The organism is Saccharomonospora sp. NPDC046836 (assembly GCF_040645195.1).
Classification (GTDB): domain Bacteria; phylum Actinomycetota; class Actinomycetes; order Mycobacteriales; family Pseudonocardiaceae; genus Prauserella_A.
The window spans coordinates 1-19034 of record NZ_JBEYXW010000043.1 but is presented as its reverse complement, the minus strand read 5'-3'; the positions used below and the strand labels follow the sequence as shown (position 1 = coordinate 19034).

Here is a 19034-nt window from a genome sequence, read left to right as displayed (position 1 = left end):
AGAATCAGGGAGTCACGTTGCGGCTGCGGTTTTCCTCGGACCAGAACGCGAGCCGGCGACCGATCAGCACCACGGCGTAGTGCAGCACCAGTCCGATCACGGAGAGCACCACCAGAACGGCGAACATGGTCGCGACATCGAGCGAGGTGTTGCTCGACAGGATCAGGTAACCGAGTCCTGCCTGCGAGCCGACGAACTCGGCCACCACCGCACCGATCACCGACAGCACCACGGCAACGTCGAGACCGGCCATGATGCTCGGCACCGCGTTGGGAAACCGCAACCGGGTCAGCACCTGCAACCTGGTGGCACCAAAGGACTTCATCATGTTGATCTGATCGACACTGGCCGAGTTGAAGCCCAGCGTCGCGTTGACCAGGATCGGGAAGAACGCGATGAGCGCCGTCGCGAGCACCTTCGACTCCATTCCGAAGCCGAACCACACCAGGAACAACGGCGCAAGCGCCACTTTGGGGACGGTCTGCAGGACGACGACGATCGGCAGTAGCGTCTTCTCGGCCAGCCGGGACGAACTGATCCAGATGGCGATGAGCATGCCGACGACGACCGCGATCCCGAACCCGTAGATGATTTCCTGCAGTGTCACCAAGGTGTTGGAGCCGAATGTTCCGGTAGTGAACCCGTCGACGAGGGCACGAACAATGCGGGTCGGCGCGGGCAGCAGGATCTCGGATATCGAAAAGGCGCGCACGATGCCTTCCCATGCCAGCACGAGCACCACGACGGCCGAAGATGCCAGCAGCCAGCCGGGAAGATCGGAAAGACGCCGACGCCGTCGGCTCGGCTTCGCCTCGCGGCGCACGGTCAGCTGACGCGTCTTTCCCGCTGCTGGCACGGGATTCTGCGTGGTGGGGAGTTCGTGGATGCTCATCAGGAGCTCACCGCTTCCGTTCCGTCGAGAACCCGGCGGATCCGGCGGGCATAGTCGCCGAACTCCGGGGTGTTGATCGTCCCGAGGGTGCGTGGCCGCGGGAGATCGATGTCGATCACGTCGGCGATCCGGCCGGGGCGCGGCGTCATGACGACGACCCGGTCCGACAGCAACACGGACTCGGAGATGCTGTGGGTAATGAAAAGGACCGTTTTGCGGTCCTGTTCCCAGATCTTCAGCAAGTCCATTGTGAGCTGATCGCGGGTCATCGCGTCGAGTGCGCCGAAAGGCTCGTCCATCAACAGGATGCGCGGGTCGTGCAACAGCGCCCTGGCGATCCCCACCCGCTGCTGCATTCCGCCGGACAGCTGGTAGGGATGACTGTCGACGAAATCGGTCAGTCCCAGCATCCCGATCAGTTGCAGTGCACGACCACGATCGGCCTTGCGCCGGCTGCGGCTCTGCAAAGCCGACGGGACGAGCACGTTGTCGAGCACCGTGTGCCAGGGCAGCAACAGCGGCTGCTGGAAGACCATTCCCGTCATCGCCGAGATCGACCTGGCTGCCGCGCTGTACTCGATCGAGCCGCCGCTCAGTGGCTCCAGGCCCATGATGAGCTTGAGGAGCGTGCTCTTCCCGCAGCCGCTCGGGCCGACGATCGAGACGAACTCGCCGTCACGAACGGAGAAATCGAAGTCGTCGACCGCCAGTGTTCCCCCGCCGTACTGCTTCACGACGTGCTCGAACCGCATCACTGTCGTGGTCATGTGAGGTGCTCCTCGTGCTCGATGATCGCCGCCCGCGACATCAGGTCCCGGACCGTCTCGATCAGCTGGCTGGCGCCGGTGGCCAACGTCGTCACATCGTTGCCACAGACGATGAAGTCGTACTGCTCGTCATGCACGCGAGGCAGCGCGCTGGCACCCACGGCAGTGCCGACGAGGAGACCGGCAGCACGCGCTGCCGCACGCACGGTCGAGGAGAACATGGCGGGGTCCGCGTGGCCCGCGGCGTCAAGGCTCAGGTCCGCAGGCCCCAGCATCAGGGCACCGAGGCCGTCGACCCTGGCGATGCTTTCCACATCCGCGACGGCGGCGACGCTCTCGATCTGCCCGATGGCGAGCCCGGTTCGCGCGAGGTAGTCGGGCCGCGGTGTGCGGCCCCAGCCGCCTGCCCTTGACGTGCCGCCCGATCCGCGCGCGCCGCGTGGCGGAAACCGGGTGTACTGGACGAACCGGGCAGCGATCTCGGCGTTGTCGACATGCGGCGCCACAATGCCGTCGGCACCCGCGTCAAGCAGCCGCTGGATCAGCGACGGCGTCAGATCCGGGATCCGCACGAGCATGCGCATCCCCAGTGCCTGGCCCACTGCGAGGTGAGTCAGCACCGCGCTCAGGTCCATCAGGGTGTGCTCGAGGTCGACCACGCAGAAGTCGAATCCCGCCTGCGCCATGATCTCGGTGCTCTCGACCGACGACAGCTTGATCCAGGCACCCCACGCAGGGCCGTCTGTCTGATCAGGACACCGATGCAAGGCGTTCATGACGCAGTACCGATCCCGGCGGGCGCGGGATAGTCCGCCGCGTTGAGCACCCATCCGGGGCGCCCGGAGAAGTCGGCACGGGGCCCGGCGAAGATATCCACCATCCGGTTCTCGCCGGCACCGATCGCCTCGCTGGTGTGCACCAGCGGCGGCGGGATGATCGCCAACGACGGCCCGCCGATGGTCACGTGCTCGTCCGCCCGCCACATCCGGCGGTCGGTCCCCCACTGCGTGCGGACGTGGTGGGTGTACGTGCCCTCGTCGACGTAGCTGAGCTGCTCGAAGTCGTCGTGGAAATGCGGCGACAGCGTGCCCGGATCCCGCGGACCCACGCGCGGATACAACAGGTTGACCATGGCATGCCGGTTGCGGAAGATGCGCCCCATCCGCTGCGGCGACGGCGCGATGCCGTCAACCTCGTCGTAGACCCGGAGCCTGGATCCGCCCACCGGTTCCGGCCACGGTGGCGTGAGGGCGATGGTGTCCGGCTGCTCGCGATAGACGTCGGCGTTGCGGCTCTGCTCCACGAGGTCACGTGCCGTCGTTGCGAAGAGCCGGAGCAGACGGGCCGGACCGTCGGCGCTGATCGTGCTCTGACCGGGTGGCAGCATGGCGACCGCCCGCCGCTGCACGCTCGCCACGGAACCGCCGGCATCGAACGACACCGAACCCTCCGTCGCCAGTACCACCGTGAGCGTCTCGTCGACGTCGTCACGGCCCAAAACATCCGCGGGGGCGAGCTCGGTGAGCAGGAAGACCACGTTCATCGCGCGCACGATCCAGGACCGGCTGCCGCCCGCGGTGACCACATCGGGTTCGAGGCGGGTGAAGTCGAAACTCTGCAGGGGCAACGGTTCCCCGGCCGGGCGGCGCGCAACGGCCGGGCCTGCGAGCTGGGAACGAGGGTCGTCCGGTGCATAAGGCATAACCGGTGCTCACCCCGCCACCGGGTCCGGCCGCTCGGCGTCCAGGCCGAGCAGGAAGGCGGCATTGCGGCAGGCGACCTGGCGGAGTTCCTCGACACTGAGGCCCCGACTCAGCAGTTCCTCGCCGACTCGGAGGAAGGCATCCACCGGCATGGGACGGCCACGCTGGCCGAGGTCGGATGACAGCACCGTGTTGTCCGGTCCGATCGTGCGGATCCACTCCAGCAGCAACGACGGATCCCACTTGCGGTAGCCCTGCGGGTCGTACATACCGACCTCGTGCTCGATGAACGCGCCGAGCTCGGTGAACTCGAGGCAGTCGTCCGGCTCGGCGTCGATGACGAAGTTCGGATGACTGATGATCATCCGACGGACACCCCGATCACGTCCGGCCGTGAAGATCGCCCGCGCTTCCGGCGGCGAAACGTGACCGGCCGACAGCAACGCGTCGCTTTCGACGATGAGATCGATGACGTCGTAGACCTCGTCGACCAGCTGACCATCCGGGCCGGTCACGTCGATGATCCGGTTCGGGATCTCGACCTCGGACTCCGGGAAGCCGTGGTGGTCGTTCTCGCAGTGACACCGGCTGGAGAACGTGGGGAACCACACCGCGCGGCCACCCATCCGCAGGCTCATCGCGACGGCGTACGGATTGATACCGCCGACCTGCGCGTTCAGCGCCACACCACCGAACACCGGGGTGCTGATGTCCGCGAGCTCGCGCTTCATCGCCAACAGGTCCATCACGGTGTTGTGGTGGTGGGACTTCACGAGGATCCCGCGCATACCCAGTCGTTCGGCATCGCGCGCCGCCTCGACGTGGTCGAACTCGCGGGCGAAGGGATTCGGCCCCGAATGGCAATGCAGATCGACTGCTCCGTGGAGCACTTCTGCAACGGGCGGCCTGGTCGTCACGGCGGACCTCTCTGTCTCACGGGCCGGTGATCACAACTGATCTGTGCGCATTACAGCATCGCTGTTCACATCACGACTTGTCAATATGAACATCAGTTGCCCGGACCTGCGATGATGATCGTCTGCCCGAATCGTGCCCAGACGCGGCCGAGGACCTGGGTCGTGTCTCGAAGTCAGCTTCCGTACTGCATGGCCAACGGCCTTGCCCGGCTGCACATCGACGTCAACGCCGCCGACCGCGATCAGGACGCCGAGCTCGAACGCCTTCTGAAGTTTGGTGCGCGCCCAGCCGACATCGGTCAGACAGGGCAGGAGCAGTGGCATGTCCTGACCGACCCCGAAGGCAATGAGTTCTGCCTGCCCAAGGCCCGCCTCGACCCACTCTGATGCTCATCGGTCACGCTTCGTCGCCACCCTGCAAACCCGGACGGACGCGGCCGGACTGATCACCGTTACGCCGAATCAGACAGTCGTCGCGCGAGCAGTTCTTCGGAGCGCTCCCACAGTCCACGAGCCAGATCAGCGTCGACCGCCTGCGGGTTTCGCGGCGTACTTGCCCTGCGCTTGTAGTGGTAGGCCCCTGACTGCCAGTCCGTTCCGGGGGCGCCTTCAGCGAGCCACACGATCTGGTCCGCCCCCTGGTCGGGCGTGGACAGCCGCAAGAGGCGCGGTATCAGGGGTTTGGTGGCGAGGAAGCGGACGAGACGCATGACCGGGCTGGTGGTGTCGGAGGCGAAGTTCGTCACGACGTTGCCCGGATAGAAGGAGGCCGCCGAGAGGCCACTGGCGTGGTACCGGCGATGGAGTTCCGTCGTGAACAGGATGTTCTCCAGCTTCGCCGCACCGTATGCGCGCACCGGGTCGTAGTTGCGATCGTGATCGAGGTCGTCCAGGTCGATCTTCTTCGCAAACCTCACCGTGCTGGAGGTCTGCAGGACCGACGCCCGCGACGCGATGAGCGTGTCCAGGAGTCGCCGCGTGAGCAGGAACGGCGCGAGATGGTTGATCTGGAAGGTCTTCTCGAAGCCGTCCACGGTCTTCGTCTGCGCGCCGAATACTCCACCGGCGTTGTTGGCGAGCACGTCGATCCGCGGGTACGCGGCACGGAGCTGACTGGCGAGGTGCTCGACCTCGTCGAGGCGGGTGAAGTCCGCGACATAGCTATCGACTTTGAGTTCCGCGGCAACAGCCCGGGTCTTCTCGACCGAACGACCCACGACGACGACGGCATGCCCGTCCGCGTGCAGCCGCCGCGCGGCGGCCGCCCCGATACCGTCGCTCGCGCCCGTGATGACGACCACCTTGTTATCGCTCATCGCTCTCTTCTCCCGAGGGACTCGATCACATTTGTGAGACACAGTACCACCATTGGCTTGTAGTACCATGTTGCTATGGGTCCGAACCAGGCTGCGCGCGGTGTACGCGCGCGAGCGCGTCAGGCCATGCGTGCCGAGGTGGCTGCGGCTGTACAGGACCTGGTCCTCGAGCGCGGCTATGAGGAGACGACGGTGGATGACATCTGCACGGCCGCCGAGATCTCCCGGAGCACGTTCTTCCGGTACTTCCCCTCCAAGGAAGATGCACTCTTCGGCACCTCGGCCGACGCTGGTGAGCACCTACGTGACGCGCTCACCGCTCGACCACCCGGCGAAGCGCCATGGATCGCCATGCGGCGCGCGCTCGATCCGCTGATCGAGCAGTACGAAGCCCACGATGAGCGCACCCGACGTCTCACTCGCCTGATCGTGAACACACCATCATTGGCCGCTCGGCATCGGGAAAAGAACGCTCGTTGGCACGAACTGCTCCGGCCCGAGATCGCACGTCGCCTCGGCGCCGATCCAGCCGACGATTCCGATCCGCGTGCCAACGCTCTGATTGCCGCCGCCCTGGGGTGCGTCGAGGCAGCTCTCACCGCGTGGACCTCGACCGCTCAGTCGCAAGCGCTCGCCAAGATCCTGGACCGAGCCATGGGAGCACCGTCCGACCTGGGGTGAGGGCGACGGCCGCCTGCGGTTTCGAGGCCACCTGTCACACCTGCGCGCCCCGCCGGGTCAGGGCGGTGACGAACTCGAAATCCCGACCGGAACAACCGGTCGGCACCTGGCGAGGAGCACCCATCTCATGTCGACCACCTACATCGTCATCACCGTCGTGGCCGCGGCCATGGCCGGCTTCTCAGCCGGCTCCGCCTTCTTCCACGCTCCCTGGGTTGTGCGACCGCTGACCGAATACGGTGTCCCCCGCTCTTGGTGGCCCTGGCTCGGCACCGCCAAAGCCGCCGGAGCCGCCGGCCTGCTGGCCGGATTTCTCGTGCCAGCACTCGGTGTCATCGCCGGCATCGGTCTCGTGCTCTACTTCGCCGGAGCCGCCATCACGGTCGCCCGGGCACACCGGTACACGCACATCCCGTTTCCACTGCTGTACCTCGCACCGGCCGCCGCTTCGCTGGCGCTCGGGTTCGCCGGCTGAGTGCCTGCACCCCCGACTGCTGCGCGTTATCGTGGAAGTTCCTGCCCCAGTACCTGTCACTCTCGGCGCCGCTTTCCCTTTCACCGAGAGGAGTCATCATGTCGATGATTACTGTTGGCCACCAGAACTCGGAGAACATCGAGATCTACTACGAGGACCACGGCAGCGGAGCGCCCGTCGTCCTGATTCACGGCTACCCCCTCAACGGACAATCGTGGGAGAAACAGGAGCGGGTGCTGCTGCAAGCCGGTTATCGGGTCATCACCTACGACCGCCGCGGATTCGGCAAGTCCAGCCAGCCCACCGTCGGTTACGACTACGACACCTTCACCGCCGACCTCAGGACATTGCTGGACCAGCTACAGCTGGACGACGTCGTGCTCGTGGGCTTCTCGATGGGTACCGGGGAGGTGACCCGTTATCTGGGCAAGTACGGCTCGAATCGGGTACGCAAAGCGGTTTTGCTGGGCGCCATTCCGCCATTCCTGCTCAAAACCGACGACAACCCCGAAGGCGTCGACCGGTCGGTGTTCGACCAAATCAAGGCGGCGGTGGTGAAAGACCGTCCCGCCTATTTCAAGGACTTCCTGGACAACTTCTACAACGTCGACACCTACGCAGGGACTCGAATCAGCGACCAGGCGTGGCAGAACAGCTTCAATGTCGCGGTCGCGGCGTCCGCATACGCCGCCTACGCCTGCGTCGACACGTGGCTCACCGACTTCCGCGCGGACCTGCCCAAGATCGACGTGCCAGTCCTGCTGGTCCATGGGAACGCCGACCGGATCCTGCCCTACGAGGCCACCGCGGCACGCCTGCCCAGGCTCATCAAGGACCTCGAGTTCGTGACCGTCGAGGGCGGGCCGCACAATATCGCCTGGACCCACTCGGACGAGGTCAACACCGCGCTGCTCGACTTCCTCCACCGCTGAAGCGGGCTGGTTACCCACAGCATCTCTGGCATCCTGTTCATTGTGTTGTTCCTCGTCGGCTGGACCGAGTCGGTGTGCGGTGAATGCCTGGCGTGAGGCGCTGGGCAGGCACTGGCGGCAGGCGGCGCACTGGATGGTCGTCGGTGCCGCGGTCGCCTACCTCGCTTGGAAGGTGCCGGGTTTCATCGGGGACGTCACCCAGTCCGGGCAGGCGCTGGACGCCATGCGCTGGGAGTGGGTGGCGGTCGCGGCCGTGTGCAGCCTCGGGGCGCTGGCCGTGTACGGGGAGTTGCACCGGCAGCTGCTCCTCGTCGGTGGTGCGCGCCTGGCGGTACGCACAGTTCAGGGGATCAACACGGTCGAGAACGCGGTGTCCAGCACGATTCCCGTGGTCGGCGGCGCCGGCGCGCTGGTCTACGCGATCGACCAACTGCGCCGCCGTGGGGTCGATGCGGCGCTGGCGTCCTGGTCGGTGCTGGTCGCCGGGTTGATCGACACGCTGACGCTGGTGGCACTCGGCGCCCTCGCGCTGGGCTGGGCAGGCCGCATCGGTTACGGCGCCGCCGTGGTGCTCGCCGTGCTGGTGGTGCTCGTCGCGGTCGGCGGCTGGGCGTTGCTCACCCACCCGGCGGTGTTGCGGCGTGGCCTACACGGGCTGCTGACGTTGGGCAGTCGGCTACCCGGTTTCTGCCCTCCGTGCCGGGACGCCTGGCGACAGCGAACCGAGCAGGCCGTAGAGCGCCTGTCCACCAGGATCGCGCTGCTGCGCCCCCACGGTCCGCGGTGGGCGTTGCTGATCGTCCTCGCCGTCATCAGCTGGCTTCTGGACTACCTGGCCTTGACCGCCACCGTCGCGGCCGTGGGCTCCCCGGTGCCGTGGCCGGTGCTCGCGGTGGGATTCCTTGTCGTACAAGGCAGTATCGCGCTGCAGATCTTCCCTGGCGGCGCCGGCCTCGCCGAGACCGGCCTGCTCGGTGTGCTGCTCGCTTCCGGCATCGGCGCGGCGCCCGCGACGGTCAGTGTGCTGACGTACCGGGCCATCAGTTGGCTCGGCCTGTCGCTGCTGGGCTGGGCCGTCTACGCCGTGTGGATCCGCACCAGCGCGATCCGTCTGCACCGGCACGTACCCGAACTCAGCCGGACGTGAGCCCGGCTAGCGGGCGTCCTCGAACTGCTCGTGGCCAAGCACACCGAGCAGCTGGAGCTTCTCGAACGCCTCGGTGTGCGGCGCGGCCGTGAGCACCAGCAGGGCCTGCGACTGGTCCTCGGTGAACAGTGCCTGGCAGTCCACTTCGATCTCGCCGAGCCGGGGATGGACGAGGATCTTGTGGTCCGCGAAGCGTTTCGCGACCTCGTGCCGTTCCCACAGCTCGGCGAACTCAGTGCTCTCCCGGCGCAGCGCGCGCACCAGCTCGCCGGCCCGGGACCGTGAACCCATCGAGCCGTGGGCGGCGCGCAGGTTCGCGACGAGCGCACGGCTCTGCCGGTCGCGGTCGTCCTCCGGGTAGATTCGCCGCTCGGCGGGATCGGTGAACCAGCGATAGATCTCGCTGCGGGCGAGGCCGGTGTAGCCGGACCTGTCGCCGTACAGGGCCTCAGCAAGCCGGTTCTGCACGAGGGTCTCGCCGAGGTTGGACAGAATCAGCGCAGGCGTGTCCGACAACCGGTTCAGCACGCGCATCAGGGCAGGTGCGACATGCGTTGCGCCGAGCACGGGCGACGGTGCGTTGCGGCCGGCCATCCGGAACAGGTAGTCGCGCTCGTCGTCGCTCAGCCGTAACGAGCGGGCGAGCGCGGCCAGCATCTGCTCGCTGGGCTGGGGACTGCGCTGCTGCTCCAGCCGCGTGTAGTAGTCCGTGGACATCGCGGCGAGGCTCGCGACCTCCTCGCGCCGGAGCCCCCGCGCCCGCCGGCGGGCCCCCGGCGGGAGCCCGACATCCTCGGGCCGCAGCTCTTCCCTGCGGCGGCGCAGGAACGCCGCCAGGTCCGCACGATCCATACGGCCAGTATCCGGCCGGTCCCCGGCGCGAACCAGGGATCGCCGATCCCCCGATGAACGATCTCTGCCCCGCTTCCTGGCAGGGAGCGAGACTCGTGGCATGAACATCACCGGAAACACCATCTTCATCCCAGGATCGACCAGCGGCATCGGCCTGGCGCTCGCGCTGGAGCTGCAGGCCAAGGGCAACACCGTGATCGTCGGCGGACGGCGCACCGAGCTGCTCGGCAAGATCGCGGCCGAGCACCCCGGTATCGACACCGTGCAGATCGACACCGCCGACTCCGCGAGCATCGAGGCGGCCGCCAAGCAGGTGCTGGCCAAGCATCCCGACCTCAACGTGCTCGTCCCCATGGCGGGCATCATGCGCGTCGAGGACTGGCACCGGCCCGAGTCGTTCCTCGAGTCGGCCGAAGCGGTCGTGACGACCAACCTGCTCGGTCCCATCCGCCTGATCGCCGCGTTCGTGGAGCACCTGCGGACCCGGCCCGACGCCACCATCGTCACGGTTTCCTCCGGGCTCGCGTTCACACCGCTGAAGGTCACGCCGAGCTACAACGCGTCCAAGGCCGCCATCCACATGCTCAGCGAGTCGCTGCGGCTGCAGCTTGCAGACACGGCGGTGAAGGTAGTGGAGCTCGAGCCGCCGGCCGTACGTACCGCACTGATGCCCGGGCACGAGGACAACGACGCCGCCATGCCGCTCGACGAGTTCGTCGCCGAGGTCATGACGCTGCTGGAAACGCAGCCCGACGCCAAGGAGATCCAGGTCGAACGCGTCAAGTTCCTGCGCTACGGCGAAGCCCGCGGTGACTACGACCAGGTCGTGGCGACGCTGAACGGCGCCGATCCGCACGGGAAGTGACGCTACTGCCTGCCGGGTCAATCTGCGCTGACTGATCGGCCGGACGGTGACCCGGCCCGCTCGCCGTACTCGACCAACCCCTCCTGCTGGGCGCCGTCCGATATGGTCGGTCAGCCTGGCTCATCTGGCTCGGCCCGGCACCTTTTCGGGCCGGCACAACGCAGCACCGTCGTCTGTCCACCGTGGATGTTCCGCTCGGATAGTGGTCACTGCCGCAGGGTGGGCGGAGTGGCGACTCCGCTACGGGCATGCGAGATCAACTGGGGCCGGATCCGTTGCCTGAGAATCCGCGCTAACCTGGCGGTATGCCCTCTGCACCTCGTCGCCCGGCCAGCACTACCGACACGGAGGCCACCAGCCCAGCCGATGGTCCCTGGCTGATGCTGATCTACAGGGTGCCGAGCGAGCCGTCGAAGGCGCGGGTCGCCGTGTGGCGCGAACTGAAACGCCTCGGCGGGCTGTACGTGCAGCAGGCCGTCTGCGTGCTACCCGACCGCGCCGAGCTGCGGGCTGGGCTCGACAAGGTGCGCAGGCGCATCGATGAGCTTGGCGGCTCGCACATCTTCCTCGTGCTGCGGGATGTCGAACCCGACACCACTCAACAGTTCGTCGACGGTTTCCGGGGACAGTCCGAAAAGGACTTCAAGGAGATCATCGAGGAGTGCGACACGAAGTTCGTCAAAGAGATCGAATTCGAGCGCTTCCGCGAGAACTACACGTACGAGGAAGCCGAGGAAATCCGGCAGGATCTTGAAAAGCTGAAGCGCTGGCTGGAACGGGTCGAGGCCCGCGACTGGATGCGGGCGCCTGGCAGGGACCTGGCCCGGCAGCGGGTCGCCGACTGCGAACAACTGCTCGAGCAGTTCGAGGCCGACGTCTACGAGCGGACCGTCAGCGGCAAGGACTGAACGCGGGCCAGGTACGGAAGGCATACCATGGTCTTCCGCACCAGGCCCCGGATCAGCGTTTCTTGCCGGGACGAACGTCGATCGCGAGGCTGACCGCGAACGCCACGACGATCAGCACTCCGCCGAAGAGCGCGAGCCCACCATCGCCGAACAGCTCCGCCCGGGTCGCCACGAGCAGTGCCGCCAGCGCGAGGACAATCGCCGCGGCGATCTTCCAGTCGTCACCGATGATGAAGTCATACCAGAACTTGCCAAACGACCTGAGGAACTTCACGACGTAACCTCCTGCATGGGCTTCCCGGACACACGACGGGGGCGGAGCGCGGCGATGAACACCCTGCTGAGCAGGAACCACGCCACGAGCAGGCCGAGGATCGCCAGATCGGAGCCGGGCCATTCCAGACTCTCGGCGCCGGGGCGGAACACCCCGATGCCCTCGACCGCCCAATAGGTACCGAACGCGGCGAGCAGCAGGCCCACGCAGTACTTCAGCAGATTCTCGTTGATCATCGACAGCGGGCGCTTGAGGACGACAGCCAGCGCGAGCACCAGGATCACGGCGGCGATGGCGCCGAGGCTCGCGGCGGGAATGTTGTCCGCGTTGAGGCCGAAGGTGATCACGATGAACACGACCTCGATGCCTTCGAGGAACACGCCTTTGAACGACACCATGAAGGCAAACATGTCGAGCCCGCGCCCGCGTTCGCCCGCCGCCTTCGCCGCGGCGACCTCCTCGCGGAAGATCTCCTCCTCGTCATGGATTGCTTTGCGACCCGACGATCTCAGGATCGCCTTGCGCAGCCATTGCAAACCGAAGATCAGCAGGAGCCCGCCGATCGCCAACTGGAGCGCCGATTCCGGCAGCCATGTCGCGAGTGCGTACCCGGCAGCGACCGTGACGATGGCCAGCAACCCAAGCGCGACGGCGGTGCCGATCAGCGGCGAGCGCCAGCCCCTGGTGAAGCCCATCGCCATGACGATGGTCGTGGCCTCCACCATTTCCACGAAACACGCGACGAACGTCGCGATGACCAAACCCCACGTTGCCGCGGTCACATGGCCTCCCCTTCGCGCTATGAAGCATCTGTTACATCGAACGCTAGTTACATCTATCGGGTATTGTCAACGCCGGACCGCGCGGTCACGACAAGCAGGGAGTCACGGCATGCACACCTATCCCCGGTACGCCGCACCAAGCCAGCGGGCGATCGTGGACCTCGTCAGGGAGCACCCGTTCGCCGTCCTCGTCAGCACAGCGCCGGGCGAAGCACCTGTCGCATCCCATCTGCCGCTGATCCTGCCCACGGACATCGACCCGTGCGCACCACTCGACGGAACTATCCTGTTAGGACATATGGGGCGGAAGAACCCGCACTGGCAACAGCTCACGCAGCCCAGCCCGGTGCTGCTGATCTTCTCGTCGGTACATGGCTACGTCTCGCCGCAGCTGTATGACTTCACCCCGGCGGCGCCGACGCTGGATTACGCGGCCGTGCACCTCACCGGCGTCATCGAACTCATCGACGACCCGGACGAGAGCATGGCGGTCGTCGAGGCGACCGTGGCAGCCCTCGAATCCCGGCGACCAACGCAGTGGGACCCCGCCGAGTCCCGGGAGTTCTTCGCGCGCATCCTCCCCGGCATCGTCGCATTCCGCGTGCGAGTCACGAAACAGCAGGCGATGTTCAAGCTCAGCCAGGACATGCCCGCACACGTCACGGACAACGTCCGGAACGACTTCGCATCCGGGCCACACCGACACCCCCAACTCGTGGAGCTCATGGACCGGATGCCCCGCGACACCCCGTTGTAGTCAACGCTGTGCGAGGGTGGCGGCGATCCTCCGGCATGCGCGGAGCGTTGTCTGCGCCAGGTCGTCGTGCCACGTTCCGGGCCACGACGAGAACTTCGCGATGACCACGCCCGCAGTCTCGTCGACGAACAACAGCTGCCCGTGGATGCCCAGCGCCAGATACACGGCACGGGGCCGTGGCGGACGAGCTGTACGACATTGGCGTGCTCGCGGTGTCCCGGTCGGTCAAGGACCTTGACGACGCGGGGGTGCGCATCAACGCGGGCTCGCACGGCGAGCTGCCTGGGCTGGCGATGCACTGGGAGATGGCCCTGCTCGCGGCGGGAGGCATGAGCCCGCACCGCGTGCTGCGCGCGGCGACGCTCAACATGGCGGAAAGCCTCGGCGTCGGGCACCAGATCGGGTCGCTCGAGCCGGGCAAACTGGCCGACTTGATCGTGCTGTGCGACAACCCGCTGGACGATATCGCCAACACGGAGACGGTGGAGCTGACGATGGTCAACGGCCGCCTCTACGATGCGTACACACTGGACGAGGTCGTGCCAACCGCACGCGAGCGCACGCGGTTCTACTGGGAACTACAGGACACACACGGGATCGACTGGTCCGAGGCGTGGGGAGGCGGCTGCTGCTCCTGACTCCCGGACCAACGCTGGGCAACCTACGCCCGACGCGGTTGCCGTCCGGCGGTGGCGGCACGGTATCGAACATCGCCGAGCACGAGCACGAGCGGCTGGGGTGGTTCATGCTCTCCGAGATCGGGACGCTCACTGCTCACGCAGACGCTGGCGGTGTGAGTGTTACGACCTGGACTCGTTCCGGCCACACCTCGCGTCAGGATGTCGCAGCACGCCGGCACGTAGCGAGGTACTAGGCGACAGCGATCGTCTGGGGGACCACGGTGCGTCGACTTCTCGTCGCCGGCATCGCGGTGAGCGTGCTCGCCGCGGTGCCGGCGCTGATCGTGCCGGCTCCGGTCGGCGACACCACAGCGGCCGCGACGCCGCCGTGTGACTGGCTGACCGAGTACGAGCGCACCATTGCCGAGCTCGGCGAGGACCCACGCGACTTCATCCGCGTGACCGGCGGGATGGACGAGTTCGCGGGCCGGGCCTATCTGGACCACGGGTTCGCGAAGATCAACAGGACGACGCCCTGTGCGGATGTGGCGAGCGTGATCCAGCACGAGTGGGTCCACCTGCTGCAGGGGCGCAGGCACGGCGGAAGCGCCGCCGCATGGGCCCACTACGGCAACCGGCTCGAGATCGTCGCCGACTCCGGAGCGTGGCTGCTCGGGGCCACCTACACGCCGTACCGGCAGCAATTGCTCGACGAACATGGCGTCGCATGCTCTACGGGTGACCTCGCGGACGCGCGGGTGCTGATCGCGCCCACAGTGGGCCCCGCGCCGGGGGCACTAGCCTGGTGCCATGACGCCTGCCGAACTGAAAAAGCTGTGCCTTTCCTTCCCGGGTGCCCGCGAGGAGTTCCCGTTCGGCGAGGACAACAGCGTCTTCAAGGTCGCCGGGAAGATGTTCGCGCTGACCCCGCTGAAGTCCCAGCCGCTGCGGATCAGCCTCAAGTGCGACCCGGATCTCGCGGCGCAGCTGCGGCTGAACCATGCCGCCATCACGCCGGGTTACCACCTCAACAAGCGGCACTGGAACACCGTCGTCATCGACGGGTCGTTGCCCGCTGAGCTCGTGCGCGAGATGGTCGAGGATTCCTACGACCTGGTCGTCGCCGGACTGCCCCGGCGCGAGCAGGAGAAACTGAACTGGGTCGCGCTGAGCCAGGAAAAGGCACCACGCGGAGGGGCGCTCCAGTAGTTCGGCAGCGCGCCGGCGCCCCTCCTTGCTGAGCTGGGCTCGTTCACCGGCCCCGCTGGTCGTACCCCGGGTACCCCTGCTGCGGATGGCCGTACGGGGGCTGCGGGTGGACCGGCGTGGTCTGGGCCGGCTGCTGCGGTCCACGCTGGGGCCAGCCCTGAGGTGGAACCGCCGGCCGCGCGGGCCCGCCACTGCCCATCGCGACCGGCGGAGTCTGGATCGGCTGCTGGATCGGCTGCCGTACCGGGCCCTGCGGCGCCGCGCCCCAGGACTGCTGCTGTGCGGATGCCTGCTTCGCCTTCCTCACTACTGAGGTCCGGACCACCAGCAACGCGGTGCCCGCCACCCCGAGCACGAGGCCGAGTACCGGCTGCGCCGGCTCCGCCCACAGCAATGCCCTGAACTGGAAGCCCGAGAAATGCAGGATCGCCGACCCGAAACCGAGGACGATCAACACTGCGGCCAGCCGGAACAACATCGTCCACTCCTCATCAACCACGTCTCGATGTCTGGTGCCGACGTACCGACGGGTGCGGTGGACGAGTTCGTCTTGACACGCAGGGGTTCGGCGGTTCACTGGCGATCCTCCTCGGGACCGGTAACGCCGAGTCGGACCGCCGATGTTCGCTCGATGCGGACAACGGGGCAGGTCCGCCGCCTTCCGGACCGGCGGGGGTACGGGGTCGCTACGGAAACTAGTTCGCCGAGTAGATGGTGGCCTCGCGGGCGGTTTCGCGAATTCCGTTGGGACCGTTGAACAGCCGCGTTCCCCAGGAGGTCAGCCGGGCCGGGTCGAAGTCGATGACCAGATCAAGCGCTTTCAGATCGTCGTTGTTACCGCTCCACGACCAGGCGAAATAGCCGACTCTCCTCTCCCGCGCGTGCATCATGATCGCGTCCTCGTCGACGGGATCGCCATTTCTGTGCTCGGGGCCGAACTCGCCGATCACGATCGGCAACGCCTTGTCGGCAAACGAGTCGAGGTAGTCGCCGACCTTCGCCTCGTCGCGGAAGACCTCGTACATGTGCACGGAGAACAGGATGTTGCGATGCGGGTCGCTCTTGAACACCGTCCACGCGTTGTCGCGCATGATGAGCGTCCAGTCCTGCCCCCAGTTCGGCGCGTCGACCATCAGAACGTGCTGGAACCCGGCCAGTCTCAGCTGGATGATCGCCTGGGCCGTCTGTTCGGTCCACAACAGATAGTTGTTGTTGCCGAACGGTTCGTTCGCAATGTTGATGATGACGTTACCTTCTGTTCCTTCAAGCGCCTCCCGTATGTCAAGCCAGTAGTCGACGGCACGGGCCATGGGAACGGCCTCGGGGTCCTCGCCGAAGCCCGTCGTGTCGTGTACCTCGAGCACGCATATGAGACGGGAACGCTTGCACTCCTCCACGATGCTGCGGACTTCGTCCACAGTGGTCCTCGTCCACCGGTCGCCGCTACTGAGCACCACCCGCACCGCGTTCGCCCCGAGTTCTTTGGCTTGCGCGATGGAATTCATCGAGTCGGGGTACCACGCGTAGGCCAGGTTGACCCCGCGGATCACGAACGGGCTGCCATTGGCCTCGACCAGCTGTCCGTCCCGGACTGCGAGCCCCTCGGTTTCCGAGTCTCCACAGGAGACCGTCAGGAACGCGGCGAGCGTGACCACCATCGCGAGTAAGAGGTTGCGCAGATAGGGGCTGTCGTTGCGAGCGGGGATCGGCGTGGATGAGCCGCAAGGCGGACGAGGGAGCCATGACGGAGTCATGGTGACTGAGGACAACGCAGTGGATCGCCGCGCTGGCCCCGCGCAGCAGGCATTCGCCCTATCTGCGCGACCTCTAAGCCCATTCTTCTTGCCATCCGCTCACCCCGGAACGATCAGCCTGCCTCGAACAGTGTCCCTCCACAGTGCACCGCATCTACGCAAAAGGGTCCAGTCCGGTGGCTGCGGTCTCGGTGCGTGCTCGCCGTAGTGATCCAGTACCGCACGGTCGCCGGCGCGCATGCCCCGAGCCCGGGACCTGCGGGTTCCCTGGAATCCGAAGAATTTGGCGCATTGCCAGCGTTCTGCCGCCTGCCCCGTTGATGCTCGTCACACACGCCACGAACGTGTGATACCCGAAAGTACTCGACTCTCCTGGAGCCCGGACCTGGTCTGAACCGCCACCCGGGCTAGTCCCAGCCCTGTTCCGCACCCGACATCTCCGCCGGCCCATGGACGACGTGGTCCCTTCGGCAACTTCTCAGTCGACAGCAAGCTAGGGGTCTCCCGATGTCCAGTCACAAACGCGCCACAGCAGCTACCGCCGAGACGTTCCTGACCCGCGGACAGCTGCTCACGCTGGGCGTGATCATCGCAGTCGTACCCACGGTGTGGGCCTTCACCGACGGTTTCCGAGTCGCTCAGTTCCTCCTGGTCACCGTGGTGGCCGGGTACACGCTGTTCTCAGCGTTGAAACTCGCCGCCTGGATCGCAGGCGCGAGGTCGACACTCCCGAACCTCCAGCTGCCATCGGTCGACGATCCCGATCTGCCGACATACACGATCCTCGTGCCGCTCTACCAGGAGGTCGAGGTCTTCCCGCGTCTGGTCGCGGCACTGGGCGAGCTGCACTACCCGACGGAACGGCTGCAGGTGCTGCTGCTCCTCGAAGAACGCGACACCGCAATGGTCGATGCGGTCAGCAGTGCGAGCCTGCCGAAACACTTCACCCCGGTGATCGTCCCGGACGTCGGTCCGCAGACGAAACCGAAGGCATGCGACTACGGCATGACCTTCGCAACCGGTGAGTACACCGTGATCTTCGATGCGGAGGACCGCCCCGAGGCCGACCACCTGCTCAAAGCGGTCGCCAGCGCGCGCCTCGAGCGGAGCAAGGACCCCCGCGTGGTGTGCATGCAGGCGATCCTGCGGTTCTGGAACCCGCGCAGCGGCCCACCGAGCGCCTTCTACTGGGCCGAGTACATCGCGCACTTCGAGTGGATGCTCGTCGGCATGCGGCGGCTGGGCCTGATCCCGCCGCTGGGCGGGACCAGCAACCACTTCCTCACCTCCGCGCTGTGGGAGGTCGCCGACCGGTACGGGCAACTCGAGTTCCGCCACGGCGGACAGCAGGTGACCATCCCGAACATCTGGGATCCCTTCAATGTCACTGAAGACGCCGACCTCGCGGCCCGGCTCGCCCGGCTCGGCTACCGGATCGGCCTGTTCTCCGCGGTAACGCTCGAGGAGGCCCCGCACCGCCTCGGCGTCGCGCTCCGCCAGCGCACCCGCTGGCTGCAGGGCTACCTGGTGACCGGTCTGGTCCATACCAGGAACCCGATCCGCTCGGCGCGCGAGCTGGGCCCGCTGCGTTACCTCGCGTTCAACGCGTTCATGCTCGGGACGCCGATCTCTCTCGCGCTCAACCCTCTCGTGTGGACACTCACGATCTACCTTCTGCTCGCACAGGTCCTGCCCGGTGTTCCCGGCGCGGAATTCACCAACGGCCTGTTCCCGCCCGCGGTGTCCTATGTCGGCATCGCGCTGATGGTGGTCGGCAACCTGTTGTTCTTCGCCCAGAACATCCTGGCCGCACTGCGGCGAACCGACGGTGACGAGGCCGGTCTGGCGAAGTGGATGCTACTGACGCCGCTGTGGTGGGCGTTCACGAGCCTGTCCGCCTACCGCGGGCTCTGGCGGCTGCTCACCGCACGGTCACAGTGGGAGAAGACGCCCCACGGGCACGACCAGGAGCTCGAGCAACTGGTCCTCGGAAAGCCCGAGCCCACGCCCGCATCCGTCCAGGCCGCGGCCTGACCGGCGAGCGAGGTCCACTGTGGAACACCTGATTGGTATGGTCCGGGCCTACGAGTGGGGGTCCAGGACGACGATTGCGGGGTTGTTGGGTCGTCCGGTGCCGTCGCCGCATCCGGAGGCGGAGTTGTGGATGGGGGCGCATCCGGGGG

General features: G+C 66.6%; 25 protein-coding genes. 12 read left to right on the top strand and 13 right to left on the bottom strand.

All coding sequences use genetic code 11. The features are described 5' to 3' along the window. Positions 1–4: 4 nt before the first annotated feature. The 5 genes from ABZ863_RS30950 to ABZ863_RS30930 are packed head-to-tail and all read right to left on the bottom strand — an operon-like array spanning position 5 to position 4279. Complete coding sequence (locus ABZ863_RS30950; protein ID WP_358542885.1) at positions 5–892, bottom strand: ABC transporter permease; 888 nt, start codon at positions 890–892, stop codon at positions 5–7. Continuing rightward, entirely contained in the window at positions 892–1659 is a 768-nt protein-coding gene (locus ABZ863_RS30945) for an ABC transporter ATP-binding protein (RefSeq protein ID WP_358542883.1), read from the bottom strand. Before ABZ863_RS30945 ends, ABZ863_RS30950 begins: the two co-directional genes overlap by 1 nt. Further along, complete coding sequence (locus ABZ863_RS30940) at positions 1656–2435, bottom strand: aldolase/citrate lyase family protein (protein ID WP_358542881.1); 780 nt, start codon at positions 2433–2435, stop codon at positions 1656–1658. Before ABZ863_RS30940 ends, ABZ863_RS30945 begins: the two co-directional genes overlap by 4 nt. Further along, positions 2432–3361 carry a hypothetical protein gene (locus ABZ863_RS30935; RefSeq protein ID WP_358542879.1) on the bottom strand — a complete coding sequence of 310 codons (930 nt, stop codon included), beginning with the start codon at positions 3359–3361 and terminating at the stop codon, positions 2432–2434. The genes ABZ863_RS30940 and ABZ863_RS30935 overlap by 4 nt, the downstream gene beginning before the upstream one ends. A gap of 9 nt (positions 3362–3370) precedes the next feature. Continuing rightward, positions 3371–4279: a DUF6282 family protein gene (locus tag ABZ863_RS30930; RefSeq protein WP_358542876.1), complete on the bottom strand. Its 909-nt coding sequence runs from the start codon at positions 4277–4279 to the stop codon at positions 3371–3373. A gap of 111 nt (positions 4280–4390) precedes the next feature. Here ABZ863_RS30930 and ABZ863_RS30925 point away from each other — a divergent pair, with 111 nt between their 5' ends. After that, positions 4391–4666 (top strand): VOC family protein, encoded by a 276-nt coding sequence (locus ABZ863_RS30925; RefSeq protein ID WP_358542937.1) that lies wholly within the window; start codon positions 4391–4393, stop codon positions 4664–4666. Between the two features lie 65 nt (positions 4667–4731). On the opposite strand, the gene ABZ863_RS30920 is transcribed toward ABZ863_RS30925, so the two are convergent. Further along, positions 4732–5595, bottom strand: a complete 864-nt coding sequence (locus tag ABZ863_RS30920) for an SDR family NAD(P)-dependent oxidoreductase (RefSeq protein WP_358542873.1) — start codon at positions 5593–5595, stop codon at positions 4732–4734. Positions 5596–5670: 75 nt separating this feature from the next. Here ABZ863_RS30920 and ABZ863_RS30915 point away from each other — a divergent pair, with 75 nt between their 5' ends. The 4 genes from ABZ863_RS30915 to ABZ863_RS30900 all read left to right on the top strand — a co-directional run bounded on the left by ABZ863_RS30915 (position 5671) and on the right by ABZ863_RS30900 (position 8830). Further along, the gene (locus ABZ863_RS30915) at positions 5671–6276 is read left to right on the top strand and encodes a TetR family transcriptional regulator (RefSeq protein ID WP_358542871.1); all 606 of its coding nucleotides are present in this window, start codon (positions 5671–5673) and stop codon (positions 6274–6276) included. Between the two features lie 127 nt (positions 6277–6403). After that, a complete protein-coding gene (locus tag ABZ863_RS30910; protein ID WP_358542869.1) occupies positions 6404–6751 on the top strand; it encodes a DoxX family protein in 348 nt (115 codons plus the stop codon). A gap of 98 nt (positions 6752–6849) precedes the next feature. Then, positions 6850–7683 (top strand): alpha/beta hydrolase, encoded by an 834-nt coding sequence (locus tag ABZ863_RS30905; RefSeq protein ID WP_358542866.1) that lies wholly within the window; start codon positions 6850–6852, stop codon positions 7681–7683. 79 nt (positions 7684–7762) lie between these two features. Then, complete coding sequence (locus ABZ863_RS30900; RefSeq protein WP_358542863.1) at positions 7763–8830, top strand: lysylphosphatidylglycerol synthase transmembrane domain-containing protein; 1068 nt, start codon at positions 7763–7765, stop codon at positions 8828–8830. A 6-nt stretch (positions 8831–8836) separates the two neighbouring features. Here ABZ863_RS30900 and ABZ863_RS30895 read toward each other — a convergent pair whose 3' ends face one another. Beyond that, positions 8837–9682, bottom strand: coding sequence for a helix-turn-helix transcriptional regulator (locus tag ABZ863_RS30895; protein ID WP_358542861.1), 846 nt, complete (start codon positions 9680–9682; stop codon positions 8837–8839). A 100-nt stretch (positions 9683–9782) separates the two neighbouring features. Between ABZ863_RS30895 and ABZ863_RS30890 the strand changes: the two genes are divergently transcribed. Together ABZ863_RS30890 and ABZ863_RS30885 are read left to right on the top strand one after the other, a co-directional pair. Beyond that, entirely contained in the window at positions 9783–10547 is a 765-nt protein-coding gene (locus ABZ863_RS30890) for an SDR family NAD(P)-dependent oxidoreductase (RefSeq protein ID WP_358542859.1), read from the top strand. A 305-nt stretch (positions 10548–10852) separates the two neighbouring features. Further along, complete coding sequence (locus ABZ863_RS30885) at positions 10853–11455, top strand: Chromate resistance protein ChrB (protein WP_358542856.1); 603 nt, start codon at positions 10853–10855, stop codon at positions 11453–11455. 52 nt (positions 11456–11507) lie between these two features. On the opposite strand, the gene ABZ863_RS30880 is transcribed toward ABZ863_RS30885, so the two are convergent. Together ABZ863_RS30880 and ABZ863_RS30875 are read right to left on the bottom strand one after the other, a co-directional pair. Further along, a complete protein-coding gene (locus ABZ863_RS30880) occupies positions 11508–11729 on the bottom strand; it encodes a hypothetical protein (RefSeq protein WP_358542853.1) in 222 nt (73 codons plus the stop codon). Next, a complete protein-coding gene (locus tag ABZ863_RS30875) occupies positions 11726–12511 on the bottom strand; it encodes a hypothetical protein (protein WP_358542851.1) in 786 nt (261 codons plus the stop codon). Before ABZ863_RS30875 ends, ABZ863_RS30880 begins: the two co-directional genes overlap by 4 nt. 109 nt (positions 12512–12620) lie before the next feature. Here ABZ863_RS30875 and ABZ863_RS30870 point away from each other — a divergent pair, with 109 nt between their 5' ends. After that, positions 12621–13268, top strand: a complete 648-nt coding sequence (locus ABZ863_RS30870) for an FMN-binding negative transcriptional regulator (protein ID WP_358542848.1) — start codon at positions 12621–12623, stop codon at positions 13266–13268. On the opposite strand, the gene ABZ863_RS30865 is transcribed toward ABZ863_RS30870, so the two are convergent. Then, positions 13269–13433 carry a hypothetical protein gene (locus tag ABZ863_RS30865; RefSeq protein ID WP_358542846.1) on the bottom strand — a complete coding sequence of 55 codons (165 nt, stop codon included), beginning with the start codon at positions 13431–13433 and terminating at the stop codon, positions 13269–13271. An 11-nt stretch (positions 13434–13444) separates the two neighbouring features. On the opposite strand from ABZ863_RS30865, the gene ABZ863_RS30860 reads away from it, so the two are divergent. Then, entirely contained in the window at positions 13445–13906 is a 462-nt protein-coding gene (locus ABZ863_RS30860; RefSeq protein ID WP_358542844.1) for an amidohydrolase family protein, read from the top strand. A gap of 232 nt (positions 13907–14138) precedes the next feature. On the opposite strand, the gene ABZ863_RS30855 is transcribed toward ABZ863_RS30860, so the two are convergent. Then, positions 14139–14342, bottom strand: coding sequence for a hypothetical protein (locus ABZ863_RS30855; protein WP_358542842.1), 204 nt, complete (start codon positions 14340–14342; stop codon positions 14139–14141). 356 nt (positions 14343–14698) lie between these two features. On the opposite strand from ABZ863_RS30855, the gene ABZ863_RS30850 reads away from it, so the two are divergent. Then, positions 14699–15097, top strand: coding sequence for an MmcQ/YjbR family DNA-binding protein (locus ABZ863_RS30850; protein ID WP_358542840.1), 399 nt, complete (start codon positions 14699–14701; stop codon positions 15095–15097). 43 nt (positions 15098–15140) lie between these two features. On the opposite strand, the gene ABZ863_RS30845 is transcribed toward ABZ863_RS30850, so the two are convergent. Together ABZ863_RS30845 and ABZ863_RS30840 are read right to left on the bottom strand one after the other, a co-directional pair. Next, a complete protein-coding gene (locus ABZ863_RS30845; RefSeq protein ID WP_358542838.1) occupies positions 15141–15575 on the bottom strand; it encodes a hypothetical protein in 435 nt (144 codons plus the stop codon). Between the two features lie 217 nt (positions 15576–15792). After that, positions 15793–16755, bottom strand: coding sequence for a glycoside hydrolase family 5 protein (locus ABZ863_RS30840; RefSeq protein ID WP_358542836.1), 963 nt, complete (start codon positions 16753–16755; stop codon positions 15793–15795). Between the two features lie 603 nt (positions 16756–17358). Between ABZ863_RS30840 and ABZ863_RS30835 the strand changes: the two genes are divergently transcribed. Together ABZ863_RS30835 and ABZ863_RS30830 are read left to right on the top strand one after the other, a co-directional pair. Further along, a complete protein-coding gene (locus ABZ863_RS30835; RefSeq protein ID WP_358542834.1) occupies positions 17359–18885 on the top strand; it encodes a glycosyltransferase family 2 protein in 1527 nt (508 codons plus the stop codon). A gap of 37 nt (positions 18886–18922) precedes the next feature. Then, positions 18923–19034: type I phosphomannose isomerase catalytic subunit (locus ABZ863_RS30830; RefSeq protein WP_358542935.1), on the top strand; the 112-nt coding region annotated here is incomplete at its 3' end.

Coding starts and splice junctions, on each gene's coding strand:
- ABZ863_RS30950 (WP_358542885.1), bottom strand. CDS start 892: ATGAGCATCCACGAACTCCCCACCACGCAGAATCCCGTGCCAGCAGCG.
- ABZ863_RS30945 (WP_358542883.1), bottom strand. CDS start 1,659: ATGACCACGACAGTGATGCGGTTCGAGCACGTCGTGAAGCAGTACGGC.
- ABZ863_RS30940 (WP_358542881.1), bottom strand. CDS start 2,435: ATGAACGCCTTGCATCGGTGTCCTGATCAGACAGACGGCCCTGCGTGG.
- ABZ863_RS30935 (WP_358542879.1), bottom strand. CDS start 3,361: ATGCCTTATGCACCGGACGACCCTCGTTCCCAGCTCGCAGGCCCGGCC.
- ABZ863_RS30925 (WP_358542937.1), top strand. CDS start 4,391: ATGATGATCGTCTGCCCGAATCGTGCCCAGACGCGGCCGAGGACCTGG.
- ABZ863_RS30920 (WP_358542873.1), bottom strand. CDS start 5,595: ATGAGCGATAACAAGGTGGTCGTCATCACGGGCGCGAGCGACGGTATC.
- ABZ863_RS30915 (WP_358542871.1), top strand. CDS start 5,671: ATGGGTCCGAACCAGGCTGCGCGCGGTGTACGCGCGCGAGCGCGTCAG.
- ABZ863_RS30910 (WP_358542869.1), top strand. CDS start 6,404: ATGTCGACCACCTACATCGTCATCACCGTCGTGGCCGCGGCCATGGCC.
- ABZ863_RS30905 (WP_358542866.1), top strand. CDS start 6,850: ATGTCGATGATTACTGTTGGCCACCAGAACTCGGAGAACATCGAGATC.
- ABZ863_RS30895 (WP_358542861.1), bottom strand. CDS start 9,682: ATGGATCGTGCGGACCTGGCGGCGTTCCTGCGCCGCCGCAGGGAAGAG.
- ABZ863_RS30890 (WP_358542859.1), top strand. CDS start 9,783: ATGAACATCACCGGAAACACCATCTTCATCCCAGGATCGACCAGCGGC.
- ABZ863_RS30885 (WP_358542856.1), top strand. CDS start 10,853: ATGCCCTCTGCACCTCGTCGCCCGGCCAGCACTACCGACACGGAGGCC.
- ABZ863_RS30870 (WP_358542848.1), top strand. CDS start 12,621: ATGCACACCTATCCCCGGTACGCCGCACCAAGCCAGCGGGCGATCGTG.
- ABZ863_RS30855 (WP_358542842.1), bottom strand. CDS start 14,342: ATGAAGTCGCGTGGGTCCTCGCCGAGCTCGGCAATGGTGCGCTCGTAC.
- ABZ863_RS30850 (WP_358542840.1), top strand. CDS start 14,699: ATGACGCCTGCCGAACTGAAAAAGCTGTGCCTTTCCTTCCCGGGTGCC.
- ABZ863_RS30845 (WP_358542838.1), bottom strand. CDS start 15,575: ATGTTGTTCCGGCTGGCCGCAGTGTTGATCGTCCTCGGTTTCGGGTCG.
- ABZ863_RS30840 (WP_358542836.1), bottom strand. CDS start 16,755: ATGGTGGTCACGCTCGCCGCGTTCCTGACGGTCTCCTGTGGAGACTCG.
- ABZ863_RS30835 (WP_358542834.1), top strand. CDS start 17,359: ATGTCCAGTCACAAACGCGCCACAGCAGCTACCGCCGAGACGTTCCTG.